21 protein-coding genes are annotated in these 23021 nt (G+C 72.2%); 12 read left to right on the top strand and 9 right to left on the bottom strand.

The genetic code is table 11. The features are described 5' to 3' along the window. Nucleotides 1-72 precede the first annotated feature (72 nt). From VH969_RS11805 to VH969_RS11785, 5 genes are read left to right on the top strand one after another with little or no spacing between them, the layout of a single operon-like run. On the top strand, nt 73-1941 hold the full coding sequence (locus tag VH969_RS11805) for a sensor histidine kinase (RefSeq protein WP_331973740.1): 1869 nt from the start codon (nt 73-75) through the stop codon (nt 1939-1941). Then, nucleotides 1926-2342: a roadblock/LC7 domain-containing protein gene (locus VH969_RS11800; protein ID WP_331973739.1), complete on the top strand. Its 417-nt coding sequence runs from the start codon at nt 1926-1928 to the stop codon at nt 2340-2342. The genes VH969_RS11805 and VH969_RS11800 overlap by 16 nt, the downstream gene beginning before the upstream one ends. A 2-nt stretch (nt 2343-2344) precedes the next feature. Next, entirely contained in the window at nt 2345-2755 is a 411-nt protein-coding gene (locus tag VH969_RS11795; protein WP_331973738.1) for a DUF742 domain-containing protein, read from the top strand. Next, complete coding sequence (locus VH969_RS11790) at nt 2733-3356, top strand: GTP-binding protein (RefSeq protein WP_414638483.1); 624 nt, start codon at nt 2733-2735, stop codon at nt 3354-3356. Before VH969_RS11795 ends, VH969_RS11790 begins: the two co-directional genes overlap by 23 nt. Further along, nucleotides 3353-3916 carry a GAF domain-containing protein gene (locus VH969_RS11785; RefSeq protein WP_331973737.1) on the top strand — a complete coding sequence of 188 codons (564 nt, stop codon included), beginning with the start codon at nt 3353-3355 and terminating at the stop codon, nt 3914-3916. Before VH969_RS11790 ends, VH969_RS11785 begins: the two co-directional genes overlap by 4 nt. On the opposite strand, the gene VH969_RS11780 is transcribed toward VH969_RS11785, so the two are convergent. The 3 genes from VH969_RS11780 to VH969_RS11770 all read right to left on the bottom strand — a co-directional run bounded on the left by VH969_RS11780 (nt 3901) and on the right by VH969_RS11770 (nt 7940). Beyond that, nucleotides 3901-5127 (bottom strand): acyl-CoA dehydrogenase family protein, encoded by a 1227-nt coding sequence (locus VH969_RS11780; RefSeq protein ID WP_331973736.1) that lies wholly within the window; start codon nt 5125-5127, stop codon nt 3901-3903. The genes VH969_RS11785 and VH969_RS11780 overlap by 16 nt on opposite strands. Nucleotides 5128-5328: 201 nt before the next feature. Beyond that, nucleotides 5329-7107: a sugar phosphate isomerase/epimerase and 4-hydroxyphenylpyruvate domain-containing protein gene (locus VH969_RS11775; RefSeq protein ID WP_331973735.1), complete on the bottom strand. Its 1779-nt coding sequence runs from the start codon at nt 7105-7107 to the stop codon at nt 5329-5331. Further along, entirely contained in the window at nt 7092-7940 is an 849-nt protein-coding gene (locus tag VH969_RS11770) for a shikimate dehydrogenase (protein ID WP_331973734.1), read from the bottom strand. The genes VH969_RS11775 and VH969_RS11770 overlap by 16 nt, the downstream gene beginning before the upstream one ends. Nucleotides 7941-7989: 49 nt before the next feature. On the opposite strand from VH969_RS11770, the gene VH969_RS11765 reads away from it, so the two are divergent. From VH969_RS11765 to VH969_RS11755, 3 genes are all read left to right on the top strand, one after another. Then, nucleotides 7990-8622 carry a TetR/AcrR family transcriptional regulator gene (locus tag VH969_RS11765; protein WP_414638482.1) on the top strand — a complete coding sequence of 211 codons (633 nt, stop codon included), beginning with the start codon at nt 7990-7992 and terminating at the stop codon, nt 8620-8622. Nucleotides 8623-8736: 114 nt separating this feature from the next. Further along, the gene (locus VH969_RS11760) at nt 8737-10083 is read left to right on the top strand and encodes an MFS transporter (protein WP_331973733.1); all 1347 of its coding nucleotides are present in this window, start codon (nt 8737-8739) and stop codon (nt 10081-10083) included. Between the two features lie 107 nt (nt 10084-10190). Next, nucleotides 10191-10613, top strand: coding sequence for an ATP-binding protein (locus VH969_RS11755; protein ID WP_331973732.1), 423 nt, complete (start codon nt 10191-10193; stop codon nt 10611-10613). 4 nt (nt 10614-10617) lie between these two features. Here the strand turns inward: VH969_RS11755 and VH969_RS11750 are convergent, their stop codons facing one another. Beyond that, nucleotides 10618-11832, bottom strand: coding sequence for a PP2C family protein-serine/threonine phosphatase (locus VH969_RS11750; protein ID WP_331973731.1), 1215 nt, complete (start codon nt 11830-11832; stop codon nt 10618-10620). A 43-nt stretch (nt 11833-11875) separates the two neighbouring features. After that, on the bottom strand, nt 11876-13117 hold the full coding sequence (locus VH969_RS11745; RefSeq protein ID WP_331973730.1) for an FUSC family protein: 1242 nt from the start codon (nt 13115-13117) through the stop codon (nt 11876-11878). A gap of 55 nt (nt 13118-13172) precedes the next feature. Here VH969_RS11745 and VH969_RS11740 point away from each other — a divergent pair, with 55 nt between their 5' ends. Continuing rightward, nucleotides 13173-14384, top strand: a complete 1212-nt coding sequence (locus tag VH969_RS11740) for an MFS transporter (RefSeq protein ID WP_331973729.1) — start codon at nt 13173-13175, stop codon at nt 14382-14384. A 10-nt stretch (nt 14385-14394) separates the two neighbouring features. On the opposite strand, the gene VH969_RS11735 is transcribed toward VH969_RS11740, so the two are convergent. Then, entirely contained in the window at nt 14395-14820 is a 426-nt protein-coding gene (locus VH969_RS11735) for a hypothetical protein (protein ID WP_331973728.1), read from the bottom strand. 219 nt (nt 14821-15039) lie between these two features. Here VH969_RS11735 and VH969_RS11730 point away from each other — a divergent pair, with 219 nt between their 5' ends. Beyond that, nucleotides 15040-15174, top strand: a complete 135-nt coding sequence (locus VH969_RS11730) for a hypothetical protein (protein ID WP_331973727.1) — start codon at nt 15040-15042, stop codon at nt 15172-15174. A 49-nt stretch (nt 15175-15223) separates the two neighbouring features. On the opposite strand, the gene asnB is transcribed toward VH969_RS11730, so the two are convergent. Next, nucleotides 15224-17059, bottom strand: coding sequence for an asparagine synthase (glutamine-hydrolyzing) (gene asnB / locus VH969_RS11725; protein ID WP_331973726.1), 1836 nt, complete (start codon nt 17057-17059; stop codon nt 15224-15226). A gap of 204 nt (nt 17060-17263) precedes the next feature. Here asnB and VH969_RS11720 point away from each other — a divergent pair, with 204 nt between their 5' ends. Beyond that, the gene (locus tag VH969_RS11720) at nt 17264-18463 is read left to right on the top strand and encodes a cation:proton antiporter (RefSeq protein ID WP_331973725.1); all 1200 of its coding nucleotides are present in this window, start codon (nt 17264-17266) and stop codon (nt 18461-18463) included. A gap of 30 nt (nt 18464-18493) precedes the next feature. Then, complete coding sequence (locus tag VH969_RS11715; RefSeq protein ID WP_331973724.1) at nt 18494-21016, top strand: glycoside hydrolase family 2 protein; 2523 nt, start codon at nt 18494-18496, stop codon at nt 21014-21016. A 235-nt stretch (nt 21017-21251) separates the two neighbouring features. Here VH969_RS11715 and VH969_RS11710 read toward each other — a convergent pair whose 3' ends face one another. Continuing rightward, a complete protein-coding gene (locus VH969_RS11710; protein ID WP_331973723.1) occupies nt 21252-22067 on the bottom strand; it encodes a mycofactocin-coupled SDR family oxidoreductase in 816 nt (271 codons plus the stop codon). 44 nt (nt 22068-22111) lie between these two features. Beyond that, the gene (locus VH969_RS11705) at nt 22112-22924 is read right to left on the bottom strand and encodes a mycofactocin-coupled SDR family oxidoreductase (RefSeq protein ID WP_331973722.1); all 813 of its coding nucleotides are present in this window, start codon (nt 22922-22924) and stop codon (nt 22112-22114) included. Between the last annotated feature and the right edge of the window lie 97 nt (nt 22925-23021).

Raw genomic sequence — 23021 nt, 5'->3', positions numbered from 1 at the left:
CCGGTCCGCTGGTACGGAAAGGACCAGATGTCTGACTTGCCCCGCACCGAGCCCTCTACCGAGCCTCGCGGGTTGCGACTGCCCTACGGCCCCATCGCACCGGCGCACGACGCTGCCGAGCAGATCGGCAGGCTCAGAAACCAGCTCGTGAACACGGCGATCATCGCGGGGTGCGTGATCGTGTTACTGGCCGCGGCCGGGTTCGGCGCGATCGCGGCGGGGTGGTACCCGACGACGAACGTCGCCTTCGGGCTCGCCGCCGGCACGGTCGTGGTCGGCATCGCCGCGGCGCTGCGCGTGTTCTTCGTTTTCCGCGCCCTGCAACAACAACCGCTGCCGGCGCCGATGCCGGCACCCGCGCCGCCGCCACGCGAGACCACCTATGTGGAGCCCGAGCCGTGGTCGCCGCCACCGGTGAAGGTCGAGCGCCCGCCGCCGCCGCTGTCGCCACCGGCCGCGATCGCCGTGCCGACGTTCGCCGCCGACGGCATCGAGCAGTGGGGCGACGTCTTCGGCAAGCTCTCCCGCCGGCTGCAGTCGCTGGTCAACCGGCTGATCCGCAGCATCGACAAGATGGAGCACGAGCTCGAGGATCCGGACCTGCTCGACATGCTCTGGGGCATCGACCACCTCGCCACCCTCGTGCGGCGCCAGGCGGAGAACATCGCCGTCCTCGGCGGGGAGACCCTCGAGCGGCGCTCCGACAACCCGGTCGACGTCAACGCCGTGCTGCGCTCGGCGGTCGCGGAGATCCAGCGCTACCGCCAGGTCGTCACGATCCCCATCCGTGACGCCCGTATCCACGGCCACGTGGTCGCCGAGATCATCCACCTGCTCTCCGAGCTGCTCGACAACGCCACGACGTTCAGCCCCGACGACGCGCCCAAGGTCGCCTTCCGCGCCCAGTACGTCACCGCGGGCCTCGCGATCCAGGTGCAGGACCGCGGCATCGGCATGAACAGCGAGGACCTGCGGCGCATCAACCACCTGCTCGACCGCGCCACGCACCTCGACGTCGGCGAGCTGTTCAAGGACGGCCGTATCGGCCTCGCCGTGGTGAAGGAGCTCGCGCGGCGGCACAACGTCGGCGTCGAGCTGCAGCCGAACATCTACGGCGGCATCGACGCGTCGATCGTCGTGCCACACAAGCTGCTGGACTCGCGGATGATCGACGGCCCGGCCACGCGCCGGCCCGCCGCCGCACTGCAGGAGCCGGCGCAGAGCCAGCCCGCGCGGACCGCCGTGGCGGAGAAGCCGTCGCTGGCCCCGGCCGCCCCGCCGGCACCGCAACGCCCGCCGCAGCCGGTGGCGCAGGCGGCGCCGGCCGCAGCCCAGCCGGCGGCACCCGCACCGCAATCCGCACCGCAACCGGCACCGCAACCGGCACCGCGACCGGCGCCGCAGCCGGTCGCCGTACCGGCGGCACAACCGGTCGCGCAGACGCAGGCGGCCCAGCCGGTCGCGGCCGCCCAGCCCGCGAGCTCCTCGTTCACCCCGCAGCAGCCCGAGGAGGCGCCGCCGAGCCGCGAGCGGGGCACGGCGTACGCCGCGATGCGTGCGGGACACAAGGCTGGCGCCGCGGGCGCGGCGACCACGTCCACGCCCACCACGACGGCTACCACGACGACCGCGGCCGGGGGGCAGGGTCCGCTCCCCGACCAGCCGGCGCCCACCGCCGGCGAACGTCCGGCCCTGCCGCAGCGCCGGACGCAGCCCTCGCACCTGCGCCCGGAGCTTCGCCAGGCACCCGTGCTGACCCGCCCGATCCCCGGGCACAGCCCGAACCTCCTGGCGGACCTCCAGCTCGGCCGCGTCGCGGGACAGCAGGAGATCGCGCAGCAGGAGGAGGCGAGCGGGTCGGCAGCCGACCAGGACGAGCAGCAGCAACGTGCGGACGAGCGCAACACCGAAGGAGACAAAGGCTCATGGCCGACGATCTGACCTGGCTACTCCGCCGTCTCGTGGAGGCGGTGCCCGGTGCGCAGAGCGCCGTGCTGTTGTCGGTCGACGGGATCGCCAAGTACTCGCACGGCCTTTCGCCGGAAGGCGCGGACACGCTCGCCGCGCTGTCGTGCGGGATGCTGTCGCTCGCGCAGCAGGTGGGGAAGAACTTCGGCAAGGGTGAGACCGACGGCGTGCGCCAGGTCGCCACGGAGCTCGACCACACCATCCTGTTCGTCACGTCGGCCAGCCTCGGCAGCCTGCTCGCGGTGGTGGCCAGCCGGGAGGTCGACGCCCGCGTGCTCAGCTTCGAGATGACCAAGCTGTGCCACCAGGTTCCGGCCTTCCTCGCCACGCCGAGCCGCCAGCAGAGCTCGACCGTCGGCAACGGTTCCCGGTGAGCATGACCGGCGACCAACCCGAGCAACGGACCGACCACCCGGCCGAACCCAGGACCGAACAGGACAGCCCCGCGAGCCACGACATGTGGGTCCGCCCCTACACCGCGACCTACGGGCGGACCCAGCCGAGCACCACGCTCGACCTCATGTCGCTGGTGAAGGCGACCGGCCGCAGCCGGATCTCGCTCGACCGCCTCGGCTACGAGCACGCGCAGGCGCTTCGGCTGTGCCGCGTGCCCATCGCCGTCGCCGAGGTGGCCGCGCACCTGCACCAGCCGGCGAACGTCGCCAAGGTCCTGCTCTCCGACCTCATCGACGCGGGCGCGGTGATCACCAAGCCGCCCGCGCACGACTCCTACACCAACAACCCGGAAATCCTGGAGGCATTGCTTGTTGGTCTCCGAAATCTCTGACGCCGACTTCCCGCGCCAGATAAAGATCCTCGTCGCGGGCGGCTTCGGCGTCGGGAAGACCACGTTCGTGGGCTCGGTGAGCGAGATCGAACCGCTCACCACCGAGGCCGCGCTGACGACCGCGAGCGTCGACTCCGACAGCGTGAGCGGTGTCGAGGGCAAGACCACGACGACCGTCGCGATGGACTTCGGCCGCATCACCTTTCCCGGCCCCAACCTGATGCTGTACCTCTTCGGCACCCCGGGCCAGGACCGGTTCTGGTTCATGTGGGACGAGCTGTCCCGCGGCGCGCTGGGAGCGGTGGTGCTGGCCGACACCCGCCGGCTCGCGGACTGCTTCGCCGCGGTCGAGTTCTTCGAACGGCGCGGCATCCGTTTCCTGGTGGCGCTCAACGAGTTCGACGGTGCCATCCGGTACGACACCGACGAGGTGCGGACCGCGCTCGACCTCAAACCCGAGATTCCACTGGTGCGCTGCGACGCGCGGGACAAGCACACCTCGTGCGCCGCGCTCATCGAACTCGTGGAACACGTCCTCGCCACCACGCGGGCCCGCTCCGCGAACGGTGACCACGCACAACCGATCCGGAGCAACCGATGATTGACGAGCACACCGACCGACGACTGCTCACCGCGCCGCTGGACCCGGAGGTCCACCAGCGCATGGCGCGCCTGCAGCAGCTCGGGCTGGGCAACCGTCCGGTCCGGGAGTTCGACGAGTTCGCCGCCCGCCTGGCGAGCTGGGCCCGCACCCCGCTGGCGATGGTCAACTTCATCGGCGAGGACCAGCAGTACTTCGCCGGTCTCTACGCGGGGAACAGCACCAACCAGGGCGTGCTCGAGGCGGCACAGTCGTCCTCGAACGCTTCGGTCAGCCGCGTCATGGCACGCGACCACGGCTGGTGTCCGTACGTCGTGGTGCGGCGCAAGGCTTTGGTGCTCGACGACGTCTGCGCGTACCCGCGCTTCAGCGGCAACCCCGTGGTGGACGAGATCGGCATCCGGTCTTACATCGGAGCGCCGCTGATCGACAGCACCGGCGTCGCGCTCGGCACGATCTGCGCGGTGGCCGACCACACGAGCGACTGGGGCAGGCCGGGGCTGGAGACAATCAAGTCGATGGCCGCCGAGCTCGTCGACATGATTCAGCGCCGGCGGTAGCCGCCCGCGCCCGCGGCCGAGGTCGCCCGCAGCGCCGCGCTGCTCGATCTGAGCCGTTCGGACAGTCGGTCCGACCACTGGCGCTTCGTGTCGCCCAGCGCGACCTCGGCGAGCCGGAGGCGCTGGATGTCGGAAGTGCCGGCCGGTGCGTAGATGTGGTGCGCATCGCGCAACAGGCGCTCGAGCTTGCGGCCCGCGGACAGCCCGTGCGCGGCGTGCACCTCCATCGCGGTGCGCGCCGCGTTGAGCGACAGCTCCACATTGACCAGCTTCGCGTTCATGAGCTCCGCGTCGCAGGGCAAACCCTCGTCGAGCATGTGCACGGCGTGGTAGAGGTTGATGCGCGCGGTCATCAGGTCCGACTGCAACTGGCCCAGCTTCTGCGTGATGGTGGGCATCTCGCTCAGCGGCCGGCCGTTGCGCACCCGCCGTTGTGCGAACTCGACAGTCTCCTCGACGATCGCCTGGTGCAGGCCGAGCGACACCGCGGCGAGGTTGGGCCGGCCGTAGAGGACGCTCGACGAGTAGGCGACCTCGAGCCCGTGCCCCTCAATGCCGAGGAGATTTTCGGCTGGGACACGGCAATTGTCGAAAATGAGCTCGCCGAAACTGAAGCCGGCCAGCCCCATAGACGGTTCGTGCTCGGCGAGCGCGAGCCCGGACGTGTTCGACTCCACCAGGAACGCGGAAAGGCCCGTGGAGCCGAGCCCGGTGCGGGCCACTACCCCGTGCAGGTCACCGATGTGGCTGTTGCCGACGAATACCTTGCGTCCGTTGAGCACGTAGTGGTCACCGTCGCGGGTCGCGGTGGAGGTCATGCCGAGGACATGACCGCCCGTCTCCCGTTCGGTGACGGCGATGGTGGGCAGGCAACGGCCGTCGCTGACGGCCGGCAGCCAGCGGCATTTCTGCTGTTCAGTGCCATAGTGCAGGATCTTTGCCGTACCGAGCTGCGAGGCCTGGACCATGGCGCCCATCGCGCCGCTGACCCGGGAAATCTCCTCGATGACGATCGTCTTCGCCAGGTGACCGAGACCCATCCCGCCGTACTCGGGGTCGACGGTGATACCGATCCATCCTTGCGCTGCGATCATCCGCGCGAGCTCGACCTCCACCGACCGGGACTTCTCCATGGCTGGTACCCGGGGTGCAATCTCTGATTCGGCGAAGGTGCGGACCTCGTCACGGAGTCGATGGTGGAGTTTGGTCATGAAATAGCCGTCCGAGACTATCCCCGTATGCAATTCGACGCCCCAATTTCGTCAATGACCAACACGATCTCCGGACTGATGTGCGACCTTTCCACTTTGCCAGTGACAGACAGGAAAGTGGTACCGCCTACATGGTGATGCAGACCACGTTGTGGATCACCATCGTCACTGCGCGCGACGAGAGGGGTTGCGCCCGGACGGTCAGAGACGGGACGGCTGTTCGACACGCAGCCGGCGATGTGCGGCCATGCGCACCGGCGAGTTGAGCACACCGTAGCCGGTGTAGCCAGCGATCCGTTGCACCACCTCGAAAAACACCCGGCCACCGAGGATCGCGGTGTAGAAGTGCAGGTACTCACCGTGCTCGTCCCGGTCGTACAGGACCGAGCCCACGCGCAGCTCGTCGAGCCGGGACGGCGCGAGCCGGGCGTCGAGGTCATCGTAGTAGTTGTCGGGGATGTCCAGCAGGGGCACACCGTTGTCCCGCATGCAACCGGCGGTCGCGATCGCATCCACCGTCGTGAAAGCGATGTGCTGCGGGTCGGGGACCGCCGGCGCCCACTCGCCGCGGCGCAGCATGGCCACGTTGTGCGCAATGCGAACGCGCTTGTCCGGGTCGCTCGCGGACAGTCCACGGACGAGCCCGAACGGCGCCGCGAACTCGACGTCCGGCTCCGGCTCGAGGCCGAGCACGCTGCGGTAGAACAGCGCGGTCTGGTCCACGTCGTCGTACGGGGCGGCGAGCGAGAGGTGGTCGATGCCGGTCAGCAGGCCGGGTTCGCCTTCCTCATGCCCCACGGTGAAGGCGATGGCCGTCCCGTCGGGAGCCGCGACCGTGCCGTCCGGCCGGGACCGGGCGAGCAGCCGCTCGGCCCGCCCGCGCGCGACGGCCGGGTCCGCACTGTCCACTTGGAACGCCGCGACGCGGGCCGTGTCCTCGTCCGTCGCGCGCACCAGCACCGACGCGGCGCCCTGCGTCCACAGCTTTGCGTCCGTCCCGGCGTCCCGGGCGCGGAAACCCATGGCCCGCAACGTGTTCGCGACCTCGGCCGGCTCCGGCGCCGCGACCACTGTGGACGCAAAGCCCGACAGCGGCGGGGCCGGCGGCAGGTCGCGCACCCGCACCCGCTCCCGCACCGCCGGCGGGCCGCTCGCGGCCGTGCGCTCGCGCAGCACGACGAGCGAGCGCATCGCGTCCACGGCCGTGCGGTACGGATCCGCCTGGCGGAACACGTCGTTGAAGACCTCGAGCGACAGCGGGCCGGCGTACCCGGTGGACAGCACGTGCCCGACGAACGCCGGCAGGTCGAACGCGCCCTGGCTCGGGAAGAGCCGGTGGTGGCGGCTCCATTGCAGGACGTCCATGCGCAACCGCGGCGCGTCCGCCAGCTGCACGAAGAAGAGCTTCTCGCCGGGGATGACCCGGATCGTGGCGGGGTCGCTGTCGCGGGAGAGGATGTGGAAGCTGTCCAGGCACAACCCGAGCGCCGCGTGGCCGGCCCGCCGCACGATGCGCCACGAGTGGTCGAAGGTGTCCACGAACCGGCCCCACGCAAGGGCTTCGTAGGCGATCCGCATCCCCCGCCGCGCGGCCCGTTCGGCGAGCGTGTGCAGCTGCTCCGCGGCGAGGTCGTCGTCGTCCACGGCGTCCGGCGAGACCGACGAGCACACCAGCATCGTGTCCGCGCCGAGCCGCTCCATCACGTCGAACTTGTGCTCCGCGCGCCGCAGGTTCGCCGCGAGCACGTCCGGCGGGACCGCCTCGAAGTCCCGGAACGGCTGGTACAGGTCGATCGTGAGGCCGAGCCCGGCGCAGCGCCCGCGGACCTGCTCCGGCGACCACGGCGAGACCACGAGGTCGTTCTCGAAGATCTCCACGCCGTCGAACCCGGCCGCGGCGACCGCGGCGAGCTTGTCGTCGAGCGTCCCGGACAGGCAGACGGTCGCGATGCCGAGCCGCGGGCTCACGGGGCCGGGCACGGCGCCTCCAGCGTGGCGAAGTGCGCGAGCATCCGGTCCGCGTCCGGCGTGTGGCCGGTGAACAGGCGGAACGAGTCGGCGGCCTGGAAGACCGCCATCCGCCCGCCGTCGAGCACCCGGCAGCCCCGCGCGCGGGCCGCCGCCACGAGCGGCGTGTTGAGCGGGCGGTAGACGATGTCGGCCACCCACAGCCGCCGGTCCAGCGCCGCGGCGGGCAGCGGCAGGCCGGGCTGGGCGTCCATGCCGGTCGGGGTCGCGTGGACGAGCCCGTCGGCGGCGGCCAGCGCGTCGTCGAGGTCCCGGATCGCGACCACCCGGTCCGCGCCGAGCCGGTCGGCGAGCGCGGCGGCCACCTCCGGCTTGCGGTCGAACACGTCGACCCGTTGTGCGCCAAGGGAGAGCAGCGCGTGCGCGCACGCCGCGCCCGCGCCGCCGGCACCGAGCAGGACGACGCGGTCGAGCGGGACGCCGGGCAATCCCACCTCGACCGCCCGCGCGAACCCGGTCGTGTCGGTGTTGTGGCCGATCGCGCGGTCGCCGGCGAACACCACGGTGTTGACCGCGCCGAGCGCCGCGGCCGTGGGGTGGACGTCGTCGAGGTGGGCGAGGACGAGCTGCTTGCACGGGTGGGTCACGTTGAGCCCGTCGTAGCCGGCGAGGCGGGCCGCGGCGAGGACCTCGCCGACGCGTTCCGCGGGCAGTCCGAGCTCGTCGAGGTCGAGCCGGCGGTAGAGGTAGCGCAGACCCAGCCGGCCGGCCTCGCGCTCGTGCAGGGCGGGACTCAGCGACGGACCGATGCCCGTCCCGACGAGGCCGACGAGAAAGCTGTCCACGCGAATTAACGTACCAGATAGTTAGTAAGCGCCGCGCTACATTTGCGGAGTGGCACAGCCCGACCGGACCCGCGACGCCGAGCGCACCCGCGCAGAGATCATCGAGGTGGCCACGCGCGAGTTCGCCGACAACGGCTACACGGGTGCCCGGGTGGACGAGATCGCCGCGAAGATGAGCACCACCAAGCGGATGATCTACTACTACTTCGGCAACAAGGAGCAGCTCTACGTCGAGGTGCTGGAGCACGCCTACGCGGGAATCCGCGCCATCGAACGGGGTCTGGACGTCGAGCACCTCGACCCCGTCGAGGCGATCCGGCAGCTGGCCGAGCTGACCTTCGACCACCACGAGTCGCACCCGGACTTCATCCGGCTCGTCAGCATCGAGAACATCCACCGCGCCGAGCACATCTCCCGCTCGACCGTCCTATCCGGACTCGCGAACCCGGCGCTGGACGTGCTGGCCCGCATCCTCGACCGCGGCCGGGAGGCCGGCGTGTTCCGCGACGGGGTGGACCCGCTCGACGTCCACATGGTGATCAGCTCCTACTGCGTCTTCCGCATCGCGAACCGGCACACGTTCAACGCCATCTTCAAGCGGGACATGCTCGATCCCGCCCGCCGCGGCCACCACCGCCAGCTGCTCGGCGACCTGGTGGTGGACTACCTGACCGCCGGCTGACCCGGGCGAGCCGCCACCCGCCCTCTTGACAACCCGGTGCCGACCCTCGTATTAACTATCCAGTTCGTTCGTACGCCTCCCGGTCCGCGACGCCGTACGACGAGAGGAGCCACCGTGAGCACCGAACCGGCCGAGTCCCCCACCGTCCACGGAAAGCCACGGCAGGCCGCGGTCGCCGCGTGGATCGGCAGCGCGCTGGAGTACTACGACTTCTTCATCTACGGCACCGCCGCCGCGCTCGTCTTCAACAAGGTCTTCTTCCCCGACTCCGACCCCGCGACCGGCACGCTGCTCGCGGTCGCCACGTACGGCGTCGGCTACGCGGCGCGCCCGATCGGGGCGTTCTTCCTGGGCCATGTCGGCGACCGGTTCGGGCGCAAGAAGGTCCTGGTCTTCACGGTGGTGCTGATGGGGATCGCGACGTTCCTCGTCGGCTGCCTGCCCACCTACGCGCAGGCCGGCGTGCTCGCCCCGGTGCTGCTCGTCGTGCTCCGGCTGCTGCAGGGCCTGTCCGCGTCCGGCGAGCAGGCGGGCGCGAACTCCATGAGCCTGGAGCACGCGCCGCCGAACCGCCGCGCGTACTACACGAGCTACACGCTGAGCGGCACCCAGGCCGGCCAGATCCTCGGCACCGCCGCGTTCCTGCCCGTCGCGGCCCTGCCCGAGGACGCGCTGCTGTCGTGGGGCTGGCGGATCCCGTTCTGGGCCAGCGCGATCGTCGTGGTCGTCGGCTACGTGATCCGGCGGCGGCTCGACGAGACACCCGTGTTCGCACGGCAGGCCGCGACCGCGGGCCTCGCCCGGCTGCCGGTCGTCGAGCTGTTCCGGGACCACTGGCGCGCGGTGCTGCGGGTCATCTGCGCGTCGTTGATCGCGACGGTCAGCACGATCTTCACCGTCTACGCGCTGAGCTTCGCGGTGAACACGGTCGGGCTGGACCGCACGCCGATGCTGTGGGTGGGGGTCCTGGCGAACGTCGTCGCGCTCGCCGCGCTGCCGCTGTGCGCCACGCTCGCCGACCGCGTCGGTCGCAAGCCGGTGTTCATCACCGGCTCGCTCGGCTGCGCGGTGCTGATGTTCGGCTACCTCGGCGCGATCGCGGCCGGCAACTACGTGCTGATCTTCGTGGTCGGGATCGTCATGTTCGGCGTCGTCTACAGCGCGACCAACGGCATCTGGCCGGCCTTCTACGGCGAGATGTTCTCGACCCAGGTGCGGCTGTCGGGGATGGCGATCGGCACGCAGATCGGCTTCGCGATCGCCGGCTTCTCCCCCACGATCGCCGCCGCGCTCGACGGCGAGGACGGCACGAGCTGGGTGCCGGTCGCGGTCCTCACCGCGGTGTTCTGCCTCGTGAACGTGCTGGCCGTGGCGTCCGGACGGGAGACCTACCGGGTGCCGACCGAGCAGCTCGGCAGCGAGCCGGCGGCTCCGTCCGCCGCCAGGCCCGTGACCGCCTGACGCGTTCCGCGCCACATTCGCGTCCGGCCCGTTTCGATCGCGGGCACATTGGGTAGCCGACCGGGCACCAGCCTTGAGCAGACAGGGCGTTGCGGAAGGGGACCTCGATGACGGCCGGTCTCGACCAGGAGAGGCGACCTTCCGAACTGGGTTTGCTGCCCGCTCAACCGCCACCACTCGCCGACGTGCGCACCTGGCTGTCCGCGGAGCTGGCCCGCCTCGGCGAGGACCACCTGTCGGTCGTGCTGCTCGTGGCCAACGAGCTCGTCACCAACGCCTACGAGCACGCCCGCTCCCCGCTGCGCATCGGCGTGCACCACCTGGACGGCCCCTGCCGCGTCCGGGTCGAGATCGTCGACGGCTCGGACGAGAACCTGACGCCCGGCCGGTCCCGTTTCGGCGACAACCGCGGCCGCGGCCTGGTCCTCGTGGACCGGCTCGCGCACGCGTGGGACGTCGACTTCCACCACGTGGGCAAGACCGTCTGGGCCGAGATCGACTGCGGCGAGGGCGGCATCGACCGCTGCTGAGAGATCAGTTCTCCGGCTGGTGACGGGCGGCGAGCAGCGCGATGTCGTCGGTCGCCGCCCGGGTGCCGACCATCGCCGACATGATCCGTGCGCACGCCACCTCCGGCGGTTCGGGCGCGACCGTGGCGAGCAGCCGGTCGAGCCGTTCGTCGAGGTCCTCGCCGCGGCGCTCGACCAGGCCGTCGGTGAACAGGGCGACGAGCGCGCCCGGCGGCACCTCGATCCGGCCGCTTCGCCTGCCCTCGATCGCGAGCCACTGCCCGACCGGCGGGCCGACCGGCACGTCGACGTAGACGGCGGGGCGACCCGGGACGGCGAGGACGGGCGGCAGGTGGCCGGCCAGCGCGAGGCGCAGGTGCTGCAGGTCGGTGTCGATCATCGCGTAGCCCACGGTGGCCATCGTGTTGTGCTCGAAGTGGCTGGCCTTGCGGTCGAGCCGGCCGAGCACCTCGGCCGGGTCGTCCAACTCCAGCGCGTAGGCACGAAGCGCGCTGCGCAGCCGGCCCATCACGACCGCCGCGGCGAGCCCGCTGCCGACGACGTCGCCGATGACCACCCCGAGCCGGCCGTCGGGCAGCGGGAAGACGTCGTACCAGTCGCCGCCCACCCCGCTGTCCGTGCCGGACACGTAGCGGGCGGCGAGCTCCCAGCCGGGCACCGTCGGCAGGTGCGCCGGCAGCAGGCTCGCCTGCAGCATCGTCGCGGCCGCCCGCTCGGAACGGGAGCGGTACGCGTTCGCGGCCAGCGCCAGGCGGTCGGCCACGAGCTGCAGCGAGCCGATGTCGGAGTCGGTGAACCGGCGCGGGACCGTGCTGCCGATGTGCAGCACACCGATGACCTGTCCGCCGACCACCATGGGCACGCCGAGCAGCACCTGCAGGCCACGCTCCCACAGCAGCGGGTTGACCACCGTCGACGGCCCGACCTGCTCGATCACCAGCGGCTCGCGACGGGCGGCGACCCGGCCGGCGAACCCGGAGCCGACGGGGACCCGGACGCCCTGGTAGACCTCCTCCTCCAAGCCGGCGGCGGCGGTGGCCACCAGGCGCTCGCGGGCGTCGTCGAGGAGCAGCACGGTCACGGTGTCGACGCCGAAGAGGTCGCGGACACGGCGCAGCAGGACGTCGAGGAGCTTCTCGAGCTCCAGCTCCGTCAGCGCGTTGTCGGTGACCGCGTCGAGCACCTGCCGACGGATCTCCGTGTCTCTGTCCCCGACCACGGATCCACCCTATCCGGGCGGCCGCGCCATCATGCGACACGACTCAGCGACGGCGCGCCCGCCGCAGCCGCGGCGGCCACGCTCGCCGGGTGCGGCGCTGCTCCACCAGGCGCTTCACGGCGCGCCGCTGCCGCTCGGTGATCGGCGTCGGCCGCCAGGTCTCGTCGGAGTGGCGCGCCGCCGACTCGATCTCCACGCGAAGCCGGTCGACCGCCGTCAGCAGCGCGCCGTGCTGCTGCCAGGCGCCCGGGTCGGCGTGCGGGTCGACCATGAGCAGGGCGGCGAGCCGGTCGCGGCGTCGTTCGAGCTCGGCAAGGTGGTCACCGACTCGCTCCCGCTCGCCGGCCACCGGCGTCGCCCCGGCCAGCTCGCCGACCGTGTCGGTCGCGTCGGCGGTGGCCTCGAGAAAGCCGGCGAGCGCGGCGCGGACCTCCTCGCTGTAGGCGGCGGTCAGCTCCTCCTCCGGGACGAAGTAGGTGCGATCGAGCAGCGCGCGGGTGACCTCGCGCAGCGACAGCTGGCAGCGTTCGAGGCCGGTCAGCGCCGTGCGCAGGCGCGGCTGCTGGCGCTTGATCGGCGCGGCGCGCGGGTTGAGCCGGGCGCTGGCCTCGGCCCGGGCGACGACCCGGTCGGCGCGGGCGACGTCGTCGTTCAGCGCCCGGGCCTCGTTGAGCCAGCGGTCGGCGTCGGCGCGCGACCACGGCCCCTCGAGCAGCGCTGCGGCCACGTTCCGGCTGAGGCTCGCCATCCGCGCGGCGAGGTCGCGCACCGCGTCCCCGGCCGGCTGCAGGTACAGCGGCGGCGCGACGACGAAGTTGACCAGTACCCCGACCGCGGCGCCGACCAGCGTCTCGTAGATGCGGCTGTCGGCCACGTCCTGGTCGCCGCCGACCGCGAGGATCAGCATCGCGGAGATCGGCATCTCCAGCAGCTGCGGGCCCAGCCGCAGCAGCGTGCCGGTCAGGAGGGAGACGCCGACGACCGCGCCGAGGCTCCACCAGGTGAGCCCGACGACGGCGGCCACCGCGACCGCGACGAGCACCCCGGCGACGACGCTCGCGACGCGCTGCAGGCTCTCGCGGACGGTGTCGTACATGGTCACCTGGATGACCAGCAGGGCGGTCAGCGGCGCGAGCACGGGCGCGTTGCTGGTCCCGATCCAGTCGGCGACCGCGTAGGACAGCATCGCCGCGAGGGTGGTCTTGGCCATCCGCAGCCCGGTGGTGCGGCCGCGCCGGCCCAGGTCGGTGACCCGTTCGGAGAGGACGCGATACGTCGATGCCATCGGGGCATGGTCTGCCCAATCCGCCCGTTCGCGAAACCGTGACTACCGTTGCGCCGTGACCTTCGACGGGACCTCCGCCGGGACCTTCGACGGGACCTCCGACGCGGCCCGTCGCCGGGCCGGGTGGCCGCTCTACGCGGCCGGGTTCACCACCGCTTTCGCGGCGCACGGGGTCGCCGCGAGTCTGGGTGCGGGCAGCGCCGACGCGGTCACCTCGCTGCTCGTCCTCGGTGGCCTGCTCGCGCTGTACGACGGCGCGGAGGTCGTGCTCAAGCCGGTCTTCGGCGCACTCGCCGACCGGATCGGCGCGCGGCCGGTGCTGCTCGGCGGGCTCGTCGCGTTCGCCGCCGCGTCGGCCCTGTACGCGGTCGGCGACGCGCCCGGCTGGCTCTGGGCGGCGCGGCTGGGCCAGGGCATGGCGGCGTCCGCGTTCTCGCCGGCCGCGTCCGCGCTGCTGGCCCGGCTGAACCCGGCCGGGCGGCACGGGCGGGTGTTCGGTGGGTACGGCTTCTACAAGAGCGTCGGCTACACGCTCGGCCCGCTGCTCGGCGGTGTGCTGGTGTGGGCGGGCGGGCTGGCGCTGCTGTTCGCGGTGCTGGCCGGTGTCGCGGTGGTGGTCGTGGTCTGGGCCGCGCTCGCGGTGCCGCGCGTGCCGCCGCTGCCCCGGGCCCGGCAGAGCGTGCTGGACCTGGCGAAGCGGCTCGCCGCGCCGGAGTTCTGGCAGCCGACCGCGGCGCTCGCCGGGGCGACCGCCGCGCTGTCGGTGGGTGTCGGGTTCCTGCCGGTCCGCGGCGCCGCGGCCGGCCTCGGCACGATCGCCACCGGCGCGGCGGTGTCGGTCCTGGCGGCGACGGCCGCGGTCGCGCAGCCGCTCGCCGGCCGCGCCCGCGACGCCGGCCGCATCGGTACCCGTGCCGGGCTCGTCGGCGGCCTGGCGGTCACCGCGGCCGGCCTGGGGTGCGCGATGCTGCCCGGCCTGGCCGGGATACTGGCCGCCGCGGTCCTGGTCGGGGCGGGTACCGGCCTGATCACGCCGCTGGGCTTCGCGGCGCTGGCGTCGTCGACGCCGCCCGAACGCCTCGGCCAGACCATGGGCGCGGCCGAGGTGGGCCGCGAGCTCGGCGACGCGGGCGGCCCGTTGCTGGTGGCCGCCGTCGCCACGGCCGCGAGCCTGCCCTACGGGTTCGCCGCGCTCGCCGTGGTGTTGCTCGCCGGCCCGGCCGTCGCGGCCGTCCGCCGGCCCGGCGAACGCGCCGCCAAGACGTGAGCGGCCACTGCTACCGGCCGGCCCGGCGGGCCAGCTCGTCGCGGGTCGCGCGCAGCCGGTCGGCCGGCTCGCCCAGCGAGGGCGCGATGGCCCGGCGCACGGCCGCGCGGTGCGCCGTCTTCGGGAAGGCGAGCCGCAGGGCGTAGTGCAGCAGCTGGCAGTGCTGCATGAGCAGCAGGGCGAGCAGCTCGCGCAGGGAGTCCCCGTCGGGGAGGTGGTCGGCGTCGGCGGCCCAGCCGTGCAGCCGGTGGTACTCGCCGGCGAGGTAGCCGCCCTCGCGGGCGAGCGCGGGTCCGGGCGGGTCCGCGGTGGCGCAGCGGCGGAGCACGGCCTCGGACCGCTCCTGCAGCTCACACCCGCGATCGGCTACCGCGAGCAACCCGAGCAGCCGCAGCTCCGCGCTGTCGGCTGGACTGTCGCTCCGGGAACCCGGCATCACCGGATTCTACGGCCGCCCGGACCATGCGACGGGCACTCGACTGAATCGCAACATTGCCTGGTCACGGCACGAAACGTGCGCATTTTCGACTCACGAGAACACGACAGAAAGTTGACGCCGTACCGATGTCGGACAATTCGCGGGCCAGGCACAGTAGTGTCGTGGGGTGCGCGGCGTGTGGGAGCGTCCGCGCCGATGGGGATTTGGGGAGGAACCATGTCCGACCGCGGTGTCACGACCACACCCATCTTCGACGAGCTCGCCCGGGAGATCGGCATCGAGATCGCCGGCACGGACGAGCCCGCGAAGGAGCCGGCCGAGGCCGCCGAGGAGGTCCGGAAGGCCGGCTGAGCCGGGGCCCAGGACGACAGGCCAGGACGGCGGCGTCAGAACAGCGGCGTCAGGACAGCTTCAGTACCGGCGAGTACATGTCCAGCCACACCGCCAGGTTCAGCACGCGCTCCAGGCCGAACCGCGCCCGCATGTCCAGCGACTCGACCTCGACGGTCCGGGCGAGCCAGTCGCGGCGGATCAGGTCGAACACCGGGTGAGCGGGTTCGGCCAGGTACTCGCGCGCCTGCCGCTGGAGGGCCACGACGTAGTTCGCGTCCTGTGTGGACGGATACGGCGACTTGACCCGGTCGGCCACCGACTGGGGCAGCACGTCCCGGGTCGCGCCGCGCAGCAGGGACTTCTCGCGGCCGTCGTAGTTCTTGAACGACCACGGCGTGTTGTACACGTACTCGACGAGCCGGTGGTCGCAGAACGGCACCCGCACCTCGAGCCCGACCGCCATCGACATGCGGTCCTTGCGGTCGAGCAGGATCCGCACGAAGTGGGTCAGGTGCAAAAAGCAGATCCGGCGCATGCGCCACTCGAGGTCGGACTCACCGTCGAGCCGCTGGATGTGCGCGACCGACGTGGCGTACGCGTCGCGCACGTAGCGCTCGAGGTCGAGTGACGCGGCGAAGCCCGGCGTGAAAAAGCCGTCCTCCTCGCCCGCGTGGCGCTGGAACTGGACCAGCCAGGGGAACGTGTCCGCCCGCCGCGCCTCGGGATCGAAGAACTGCCGGTACCCGCCGAACACCTCGTCGGCCGACTCCCCGGACAACGCCACCGTCGACTGCCCGCGGATGGCCTTGAACAGCAGGTACAGCGACGCGTCCAGGTCGCCGAGCCCGGCCGGCAGGTCGCGGGCCCGGATCACGGCCTCGCGCACGGCCGGGTCGGCGAGCTCGTCCGCGTTCAGCACGATGTCGCGGTGGTCCGTGCGCGACTTCGAAGCGACGTCGTGCACGAACGGGGCGTCGGGCGTGGGGCGGAACTCGTCGGCCACGAAGTTCTCGGTCTGGCCCACGAAGTCGACCGCGAAGCTGCGCACGGTCTCGCCGACCGCGCCGAGCTGCCGGGCGGCGATCGCGGTCATCGCGGAGGAGTCGAGGCCGCCGGAGAGCAGCGTGCACCGCGGCACGTCGGCGACGAGCTGGCGGCGCACGATGTCCTCGAGCAGCTCGCGCACGCGCGCGACGGTCGTGTCCTGGTCGTCGGTGTGCTCGCGGGTCTCGAGCGTCCAGTAGCGGGTGGTCCGCGGCCCCGACCGGTCGACGGTGACGACGGTGCCCGGCTCCACCTCGCGCATGCCGTCCCAGACGGCGTGCCCGGGCGTCTTGACGAACGCGAACAGCTCGCGGAACCCGTCGAGCGTGACGGTGGGCTCTACGGCCGGGTTCGCCAGGATCGCCTTCGGCTCGCTGCCGAACAGCACGCCGTCGGCGGTCTCGGTGAAGTAGAAGGGCTTGATGCCCATGCGGTCGCGGACCATGACGAGCCGCTCGGCGCGGCCGTCCCAGATCGCGAACGCGTACATGCCGTTGAGACGTTCCGCGAGCGCGGTGCCCCACTCGAGGTAGGCGTGCAGCACCACCTCGGTGTCCGACTCGGTGGTGAACGCGTGCCCGCGGCCGGCGAGCTCCGCGCGCAGCTCGGCGAAGTTGTAGGTCTCACCGGAGTAGACGATGGCGACCGGCCCGTCCGGCGTCGGCACGCTCATCGGCTGCCGCCCGCCCGGCAGGTCGATGATGGCGAGCCGCCGGTGACCGAGCGCCGCGTGCTCGGCGGAGAACGTGCCGACGTCGTCCGGCCCGCGGCAGGTCATCGTCGCCGTCATCGCGTCCACGGTCTCGCGCTCCGCGCGCAGGTCGCGCCGGAACGCGACCCAGCCCGTGATGCCGCACATCTGCCCTCCCGACTCGTGCGCATGCCGTCACGCAACGTGCACGTCCATTCAACGCCTATGTAAATCCGGCGGGCCGGTGGTGTTGCGGCGAGATGCCGGGAATGCCGCAAAGGCCGGACCCGGAAAGTCGGCGTTTACGCATGTCAGCCCGACTGCGACGAATAGTGTGAGGTGCGCCACCGGCGCCGCGGCCGAAGGATTCACGTGGACGGTGAGATCGGGATCAACTCGTTGCTGGCTGTCTCGGTCGTGTCGTTGCTGGCGCCGATACTGCTCGGCCTGCTCCCGGCTCGCTTCCGGGTGCCGCAGGTGGTGGTCCTGCTGGCGGGCGGCGTGCTCATCGGGCCGCAGGTGCTCGGCCTCGGGTCGCCGGGCGACGTGCGGCTGCTGGCGGAGGTCGGGCTCGGGTTCGTGTTCCTGCTCGCGGGCTACGAGGTGGACCTGCGGCTGTTCTGGCAGGACGCGGGCAAGCGCGCGATCGTCGGGTGGCTGATCTCGGTGGTGCTCGCGCTCGGCGTGATCGGGGTCCTCGCGCTGAGCGGGCTGGTGCGCGCCTACGTGCCGGTCGCGCTCGGGATGACCACGACCGCGCTCGGCACGCTGCTGCCGGTACTGCGCGAACGCGACATGCTCAGCGGGCGGCTCGGGCGGTGCCTGCTCGCGGCCGGCGCCGTCGGTGAGCTGTTCCCGATCATCGCGATCGCGATCTTCCTGGGCACGCAGAACCGGTTCGTCGCGCTCGCGTCGCTCGGCACCGTCGCGGTGCTGGCGGTCGTGCTGAGCTTCACCCCGCAGTTCGTGCGCCGCAGCCGGCGGCTGGCCGACGTCATCGAGCACGGCCACCACGAGACGTCGCAGATCATCCTGCGGGCCACCGTGCTGCTGCTGATCCTGCTGATCGCCGTGACGAACGAGTTCCACCTCGACGCCGTCCTCGGCGCGTTCCTCGCCGGCATGGTGCTCCGCCGCTGGGAGGGCGCCTCGGCACCGACGCTCGAGTTCAAGCTGGACGCGGTCGGCTACGGCTTCTTCGTGCCGGTCTTCTTCGTCTACTCCGGCATGGGCCTGAACATCCACTCGATCGCGGAGGCGCCGCTTCGGGTGCTGCTGTTCTTCGCGCTCATGCTCCTCATCCGCGGCGTGCCCGCCCTGCTGGTCTACCGCCGTGTGCTGAGCCTGCGCGAGCGCACGGAGGCCGTGCTGATCACCGCGACGACGCTGCCGCTCCTGGTCGCGCTGGCCGAGATCGGGCTGCGCAACGGCACGATGCTGTCCGAGAACGCCGCGGCGCTCGTCGGCGCCGGCGTGCTCACCGTCCTCGTCCTGCCCGCGATCGCGACGGCCCTGCACCGCCCGGAGGAGCTCGGCTCGTGGCATCCTTCCGAGGAGCAGCCAGAACGGTGACCGGTCGGGGGGCGGGACATGACCGCGGACATGACCGCAGTGTGCGCGGTGTCCAGTGTGGACCAAGGTTGGGAGCTGCGCGGGTTCCTCGGGGACGACTGGCAGCTGCACCGCGCGCAGCTGCACGCCCGCCGCGACGACGGCGCGGAGTGGGTGCCCGCGCGCGTGCCCGGCTCGGTGCTCGCGGACCTGGTCCGGGCCGGCCGGGTACCCGATCCGTACGTCGGGCGGCAGAGCCTGCTCAGCGAGTGGGTGCCGCAGCGGACGTGGGTCCACCGGACCCGGCTGGTGGCGCCGGCGGGTGGCGAGCGCTCCTTCCTCGAGTTCGACGGCATCGACCACGCCGCCTCGGTGTACCTGGACGGCGAGCGGATCGCGCGCCACGAGGGGATGTTCGTGCCGCTCGTGGTCGAGGTGAGCGGGCGGCTCGGGCGGGGCGAGCACAGCCTGTCGGTGGTGGTCGACCCGGCGCCGGTGAGCGAGCCGCAGGTCGGCTACACGGCGGCGGTGACTGTCCACAAGAGCCGGATGGGCTACGGGTGGGACTTCTGCCCGCGGCTGGTGCACCAGGGCCTCTGGGGCCCGGTCCGCCTGCGCACCACGGGCCCGCTGCGCCTCGCGGACGTGTGGGCGCGCACCGGCCCGTCGGGCCGGGTCACGGTGTCGGTGACAGTGGACGGTGGCGCGGACGGTGGCGCGGACGGTGACGTGGCCGGGGCGACCCTGGCGTGCACGCTGCTCGACGCGGACGGCACGGTGGCCGCGTCGGCACGCGGGCCCGCGACGGAGGTCGTGGTCGAGGTGCGCGACCCGAAACCCTGGTGCCCCAACGGTTCCGGTTCACCGCATCTGTACACACTGCACACCACGCTGCGCGACGCGCTCGGACGGGTCAGCGACGAGCATCGCGTGCGCGTGGGGATCCGCGACGTCCGGTTCACCCGGGACGCGGGCGCGCCCGCGGGGTCGCTGCCCTACCGGCTGACCGTCGGCGGGCGGCCCCGGGTCGTGCAGGGCTGGAACTGGGTACCGGCGGACGCGCTGTACGGCGCGGTCGGCGCGGATCGGCTGCGGCACCTGCTCACGCTCGCGCGCGACGCCGGGGTCAACATGCTGCGGGTGTGGGGCGGCGGGCTCGTCGAGTCCACGGCGTTCTACGACCTGTGCGACGAGCTCGGCATCCTCGTGTGGCAGGAGTTCGCGCAGTCGAGCTCGGGCATGCGCAGCGTGCCCAGCTCGGCGCCGGCGTTCGTGGCGCGGATGGCCGCCGAGGCGGAGCGGATCGTGCCGGCGCGGCGCAACCACCCGAGCCTCGCGATCTGGTGCGGCGGCAACGAGCTGCAGCGAGCCGACGGCGTGCCGCTGACCGACGGCGACTCACCGGTGCTCGCCGCGCTGCACGAGGTGGTGGCACGCCTCGATCCCGGCCGGCAGTGGCTGCCGACCTCGCCGTCGGGGCCGGTGTTCGGCAACACGCTCGACGACGTCGCGGCGGGCGCCGAACAGCACGACGTGCACGGGCCGTGGGAGCACCAGGGCCTCGACGACCACTACCGCCTGTACGACTCCGGGCGTGCGCTGCTGCAGAGCGAGTTCGGCGTGGAGGGCATGACGAACCTGCGGGCGATCGCCTCGGTGGTGCCCGTGGCGGACCAGGTGCTGCCGACCAAGGGCAACCCGGTGTGGGACCACCTGGGCCGGTGGTGGAACAACGAGCCGCTGGTGCGCGCGGCGTTCGGCGTCGACGACCTCGAGGGGCTGTCCCGCGCGAGCCAGTTCCTCCAGGCCGACGGGCTGCGCTACGCGGTCGAGGCGAGCAGGCGGCGGCCGGCGAGCTGCGGGGTGCTGCCGTGGCAGTTCAACGAGTCCTTCCCGAACGGCTGGTGCACGGCGGCGGTCGACTACTTCGGCGAGCCGAAGGCGGCGTACCACTACGTGCGCCGGGCGTACCGGCCCGGGCACGTCTGCGCCGAGCTGCCCGCGCCCCGGATCCGCGGCGACCTCGTGGCAGTGGTGTGGGCGTGGGCGGAGCCGGCCACCGAGCCGGCCACCGAGTCGCCCGCCGGCGTCACCGCCCGCGTCGTCCTGCTCGACGGCCGGGAGCTGGCTCGTGAGCGGTGGACATGCGCGCCCGGTGCGCCGCGCGCGGTCGGCGAGATCCGTTGTGCGGCAGGCGATCTCGCCGGGCGGGTGTTCGTGCTGGACCTCGCGGCCGGTCCGTGGACCAACCGCTACTTGCTCACGGCCGGCGCGGACTTCGCCGAGCTGACGACGCTGACACCGGCCCGCGTGGCGGCCGAGGCGCGCACCGACGGTCCGGAGTGGACCGTCTACCTGCGACACGAGGCCGGCCCGGTCGCCCCGTACGTCCGGCTGCTCGACGACCGCCCGGCCGCCGACCCGGGCCGGCTCCGCTGGAGCGACAACGCGATCGACCTGCTCCCCGGCGAGACGCGAACGCTGCGTGCCACGTGGGACGGCGTCCCGCCCGGACGCCGCCGGGTCCGGTTGGACGGCTGGAACGTCGAGCCGCGGGTGCTCACCGGCCCGTGACCAGCTCGCTCAGCGCGGGCGCCACGTCCCGGTGCGCGCGGATCCGGAACACGCGCCCACGACCCGCCGCCGCGAGCTCACGTGCGAGCGCCACAGCACGAGGTCGAGCTCGTGCCGCCGGCCGACCAGATGCCTCCGACGTCGCGGACCTCGGCCAGCGTGCCTGCCACCAACCCGCCTTCCCGGAACTCTCGATCTCTGGTCAGGTGGCCTGCTCACGGCACGTTTCCCCTCCCTACTTCTTGTTCGTGAAGCCGGCGTCGACGGGCAGCGTCACGCCGGTGACGTAGCGCGCGTCGTCGGAGACCAGCCAGAGGATCGCGTTGGAGATGTCCACCGGCTCGACCATGTCGACCGGCAGCGCGTTGGACATCGCCTGGGACAGCTGCGGGTCGGCCGCGAGGAACTCCTGCATCACGTCGTTGACGATCATGGGCGTGTTCACGCCGGTCGGGTGCACGGTGTTGACGCGGATCCGGTGCTGCGCGAGGAGGTTCGCGTACGAGCGCATCAAGCCGACCACGCCGTGCTTGGCCGCGGTGTAGCCGAGCCCGCCCGGCGCGCCGCCGCCGATGCCGTTGATGCCGGCGGTGGAGCTGGTCAGCACGATCGCGCCACCCTGCCCGCGTTCGATCATCGAGGGCGTGGCCACCTCGACCGTGTGGAAGACGCCGGTGAGGTTGACGTCGATGACGTCCTGCCACTCGTTCGGCTTGACCTCCATGGACATCGGCGCGATGCCGGCGTTCGCGAGCACGATGTCGGCGACGCCCAGCTCGGCGACCCCGGCGTCGTACGCGGCCTGCAGCGCGGCCCGGTCGCGCACGTCGGCCTCGGTGGCGACGATGCGCCGGTCGAGCGCCTCGACCTCCTTGACGGTCTGGGCGAGGTCCTCCGAAGTCGCCATCGGGTAGCTCACGCTCGCGATCTGCCCGCAGATGTCGACGGCGATGACGTTCGCGCCCTCCTGGGCCAGGCGGATGGCGTGGCTACGCCCCTGGCCGCGGGCCGCACCGGTGATGAACGCGACCTTCCCGTCCAGCTTTCCCATGTCTTCGTCCTCCTCGTCGAAGTCCTGTCAGTGTTGAAGTCCTGTCAGTACTGGGTGTTGCCCGCGTCGACGGTCATGGTCAGCGCGGTGACGTAGCGGGCCTCGTCGGAGGCGAGGAAGAGCACGGCGTTGCTGATGTCGGCGGGCTGGGTCACCTCGACCGGCAGGCTGTTGACGAACATCCCGCCGAGCCGCGGGTGCTCGCCGATCCACCGCTGGAGCAGCTCGCCGCCGTCGCCCGCGCCCATCGGGGTGTCCACACCGGTCGGGTGCACGGAGTTGACGCGGATGTCGTGCTCGGCGAGCTCGTGCGCGAACGCGCGCATCAGCCCGACCATGCCGTGCTTGGCGGCGACGTACGGGGAGAGGAACGGCAGGCCCTTGAGGCCCGCGGCGGAGCTGGTGAGCACGATCGACCCGCCGCCGGCGGCGACGAGGTGCGGCGCGGCAAGCTGCACGGTGTGCCACGCCCCGGTGAGGTTGATGTCGATCGTCTGCTGCCAGACCTCCGGGGTGACCTCGTCCCAGGGCGCCATTATGCAGATGCCCGCGTTGGCCACCACGACGTCGAGATGGCCGAGCTGCGCCACGGCGTCGTCGAGGACTCCCTTGAGCGCGTCGCGGTCGCGGACGTCGGCCTCGGCGGCGACGATCCGGCGGTCGAGCGCCTCGACCTCCTTAACCGTCTGCGCCAGGTCTTCCGGCATGGCGTGCGGGTACTGCAGGTTCGGGATCGGGCCGCAGATGTCGACCGCGATGATGTCCGCGCCCTCCTGCGCGAGCCGGACGGCGTGGCTGCGGCCCTGCCCGCGCGCCGCCCCGGTGATGAACGCGACCTTGCCATCGACACGCCCCATCGCGTGCCTCCTCCCGTGTGCTCGACCGGTGACGTAGAGTTTCGGCACTGAGTGCATCTTTGCGCTGCCCACGCTAATGGCACCCAGTGCCAGAAGG

This window comes from Actinophytocola sp. (genome assembly GCF_036555685.1).
Classification (GTDB): Bacteria; Actinomycetota; Actinomycetes; order Mycobacteriales; family Pseudonocardiaceae; genus Actinophytocola.
Note: the sequence above shows the minus strand (reverse complement) of the source record. Positions and strands in the feature narration are given on the sequence as shown.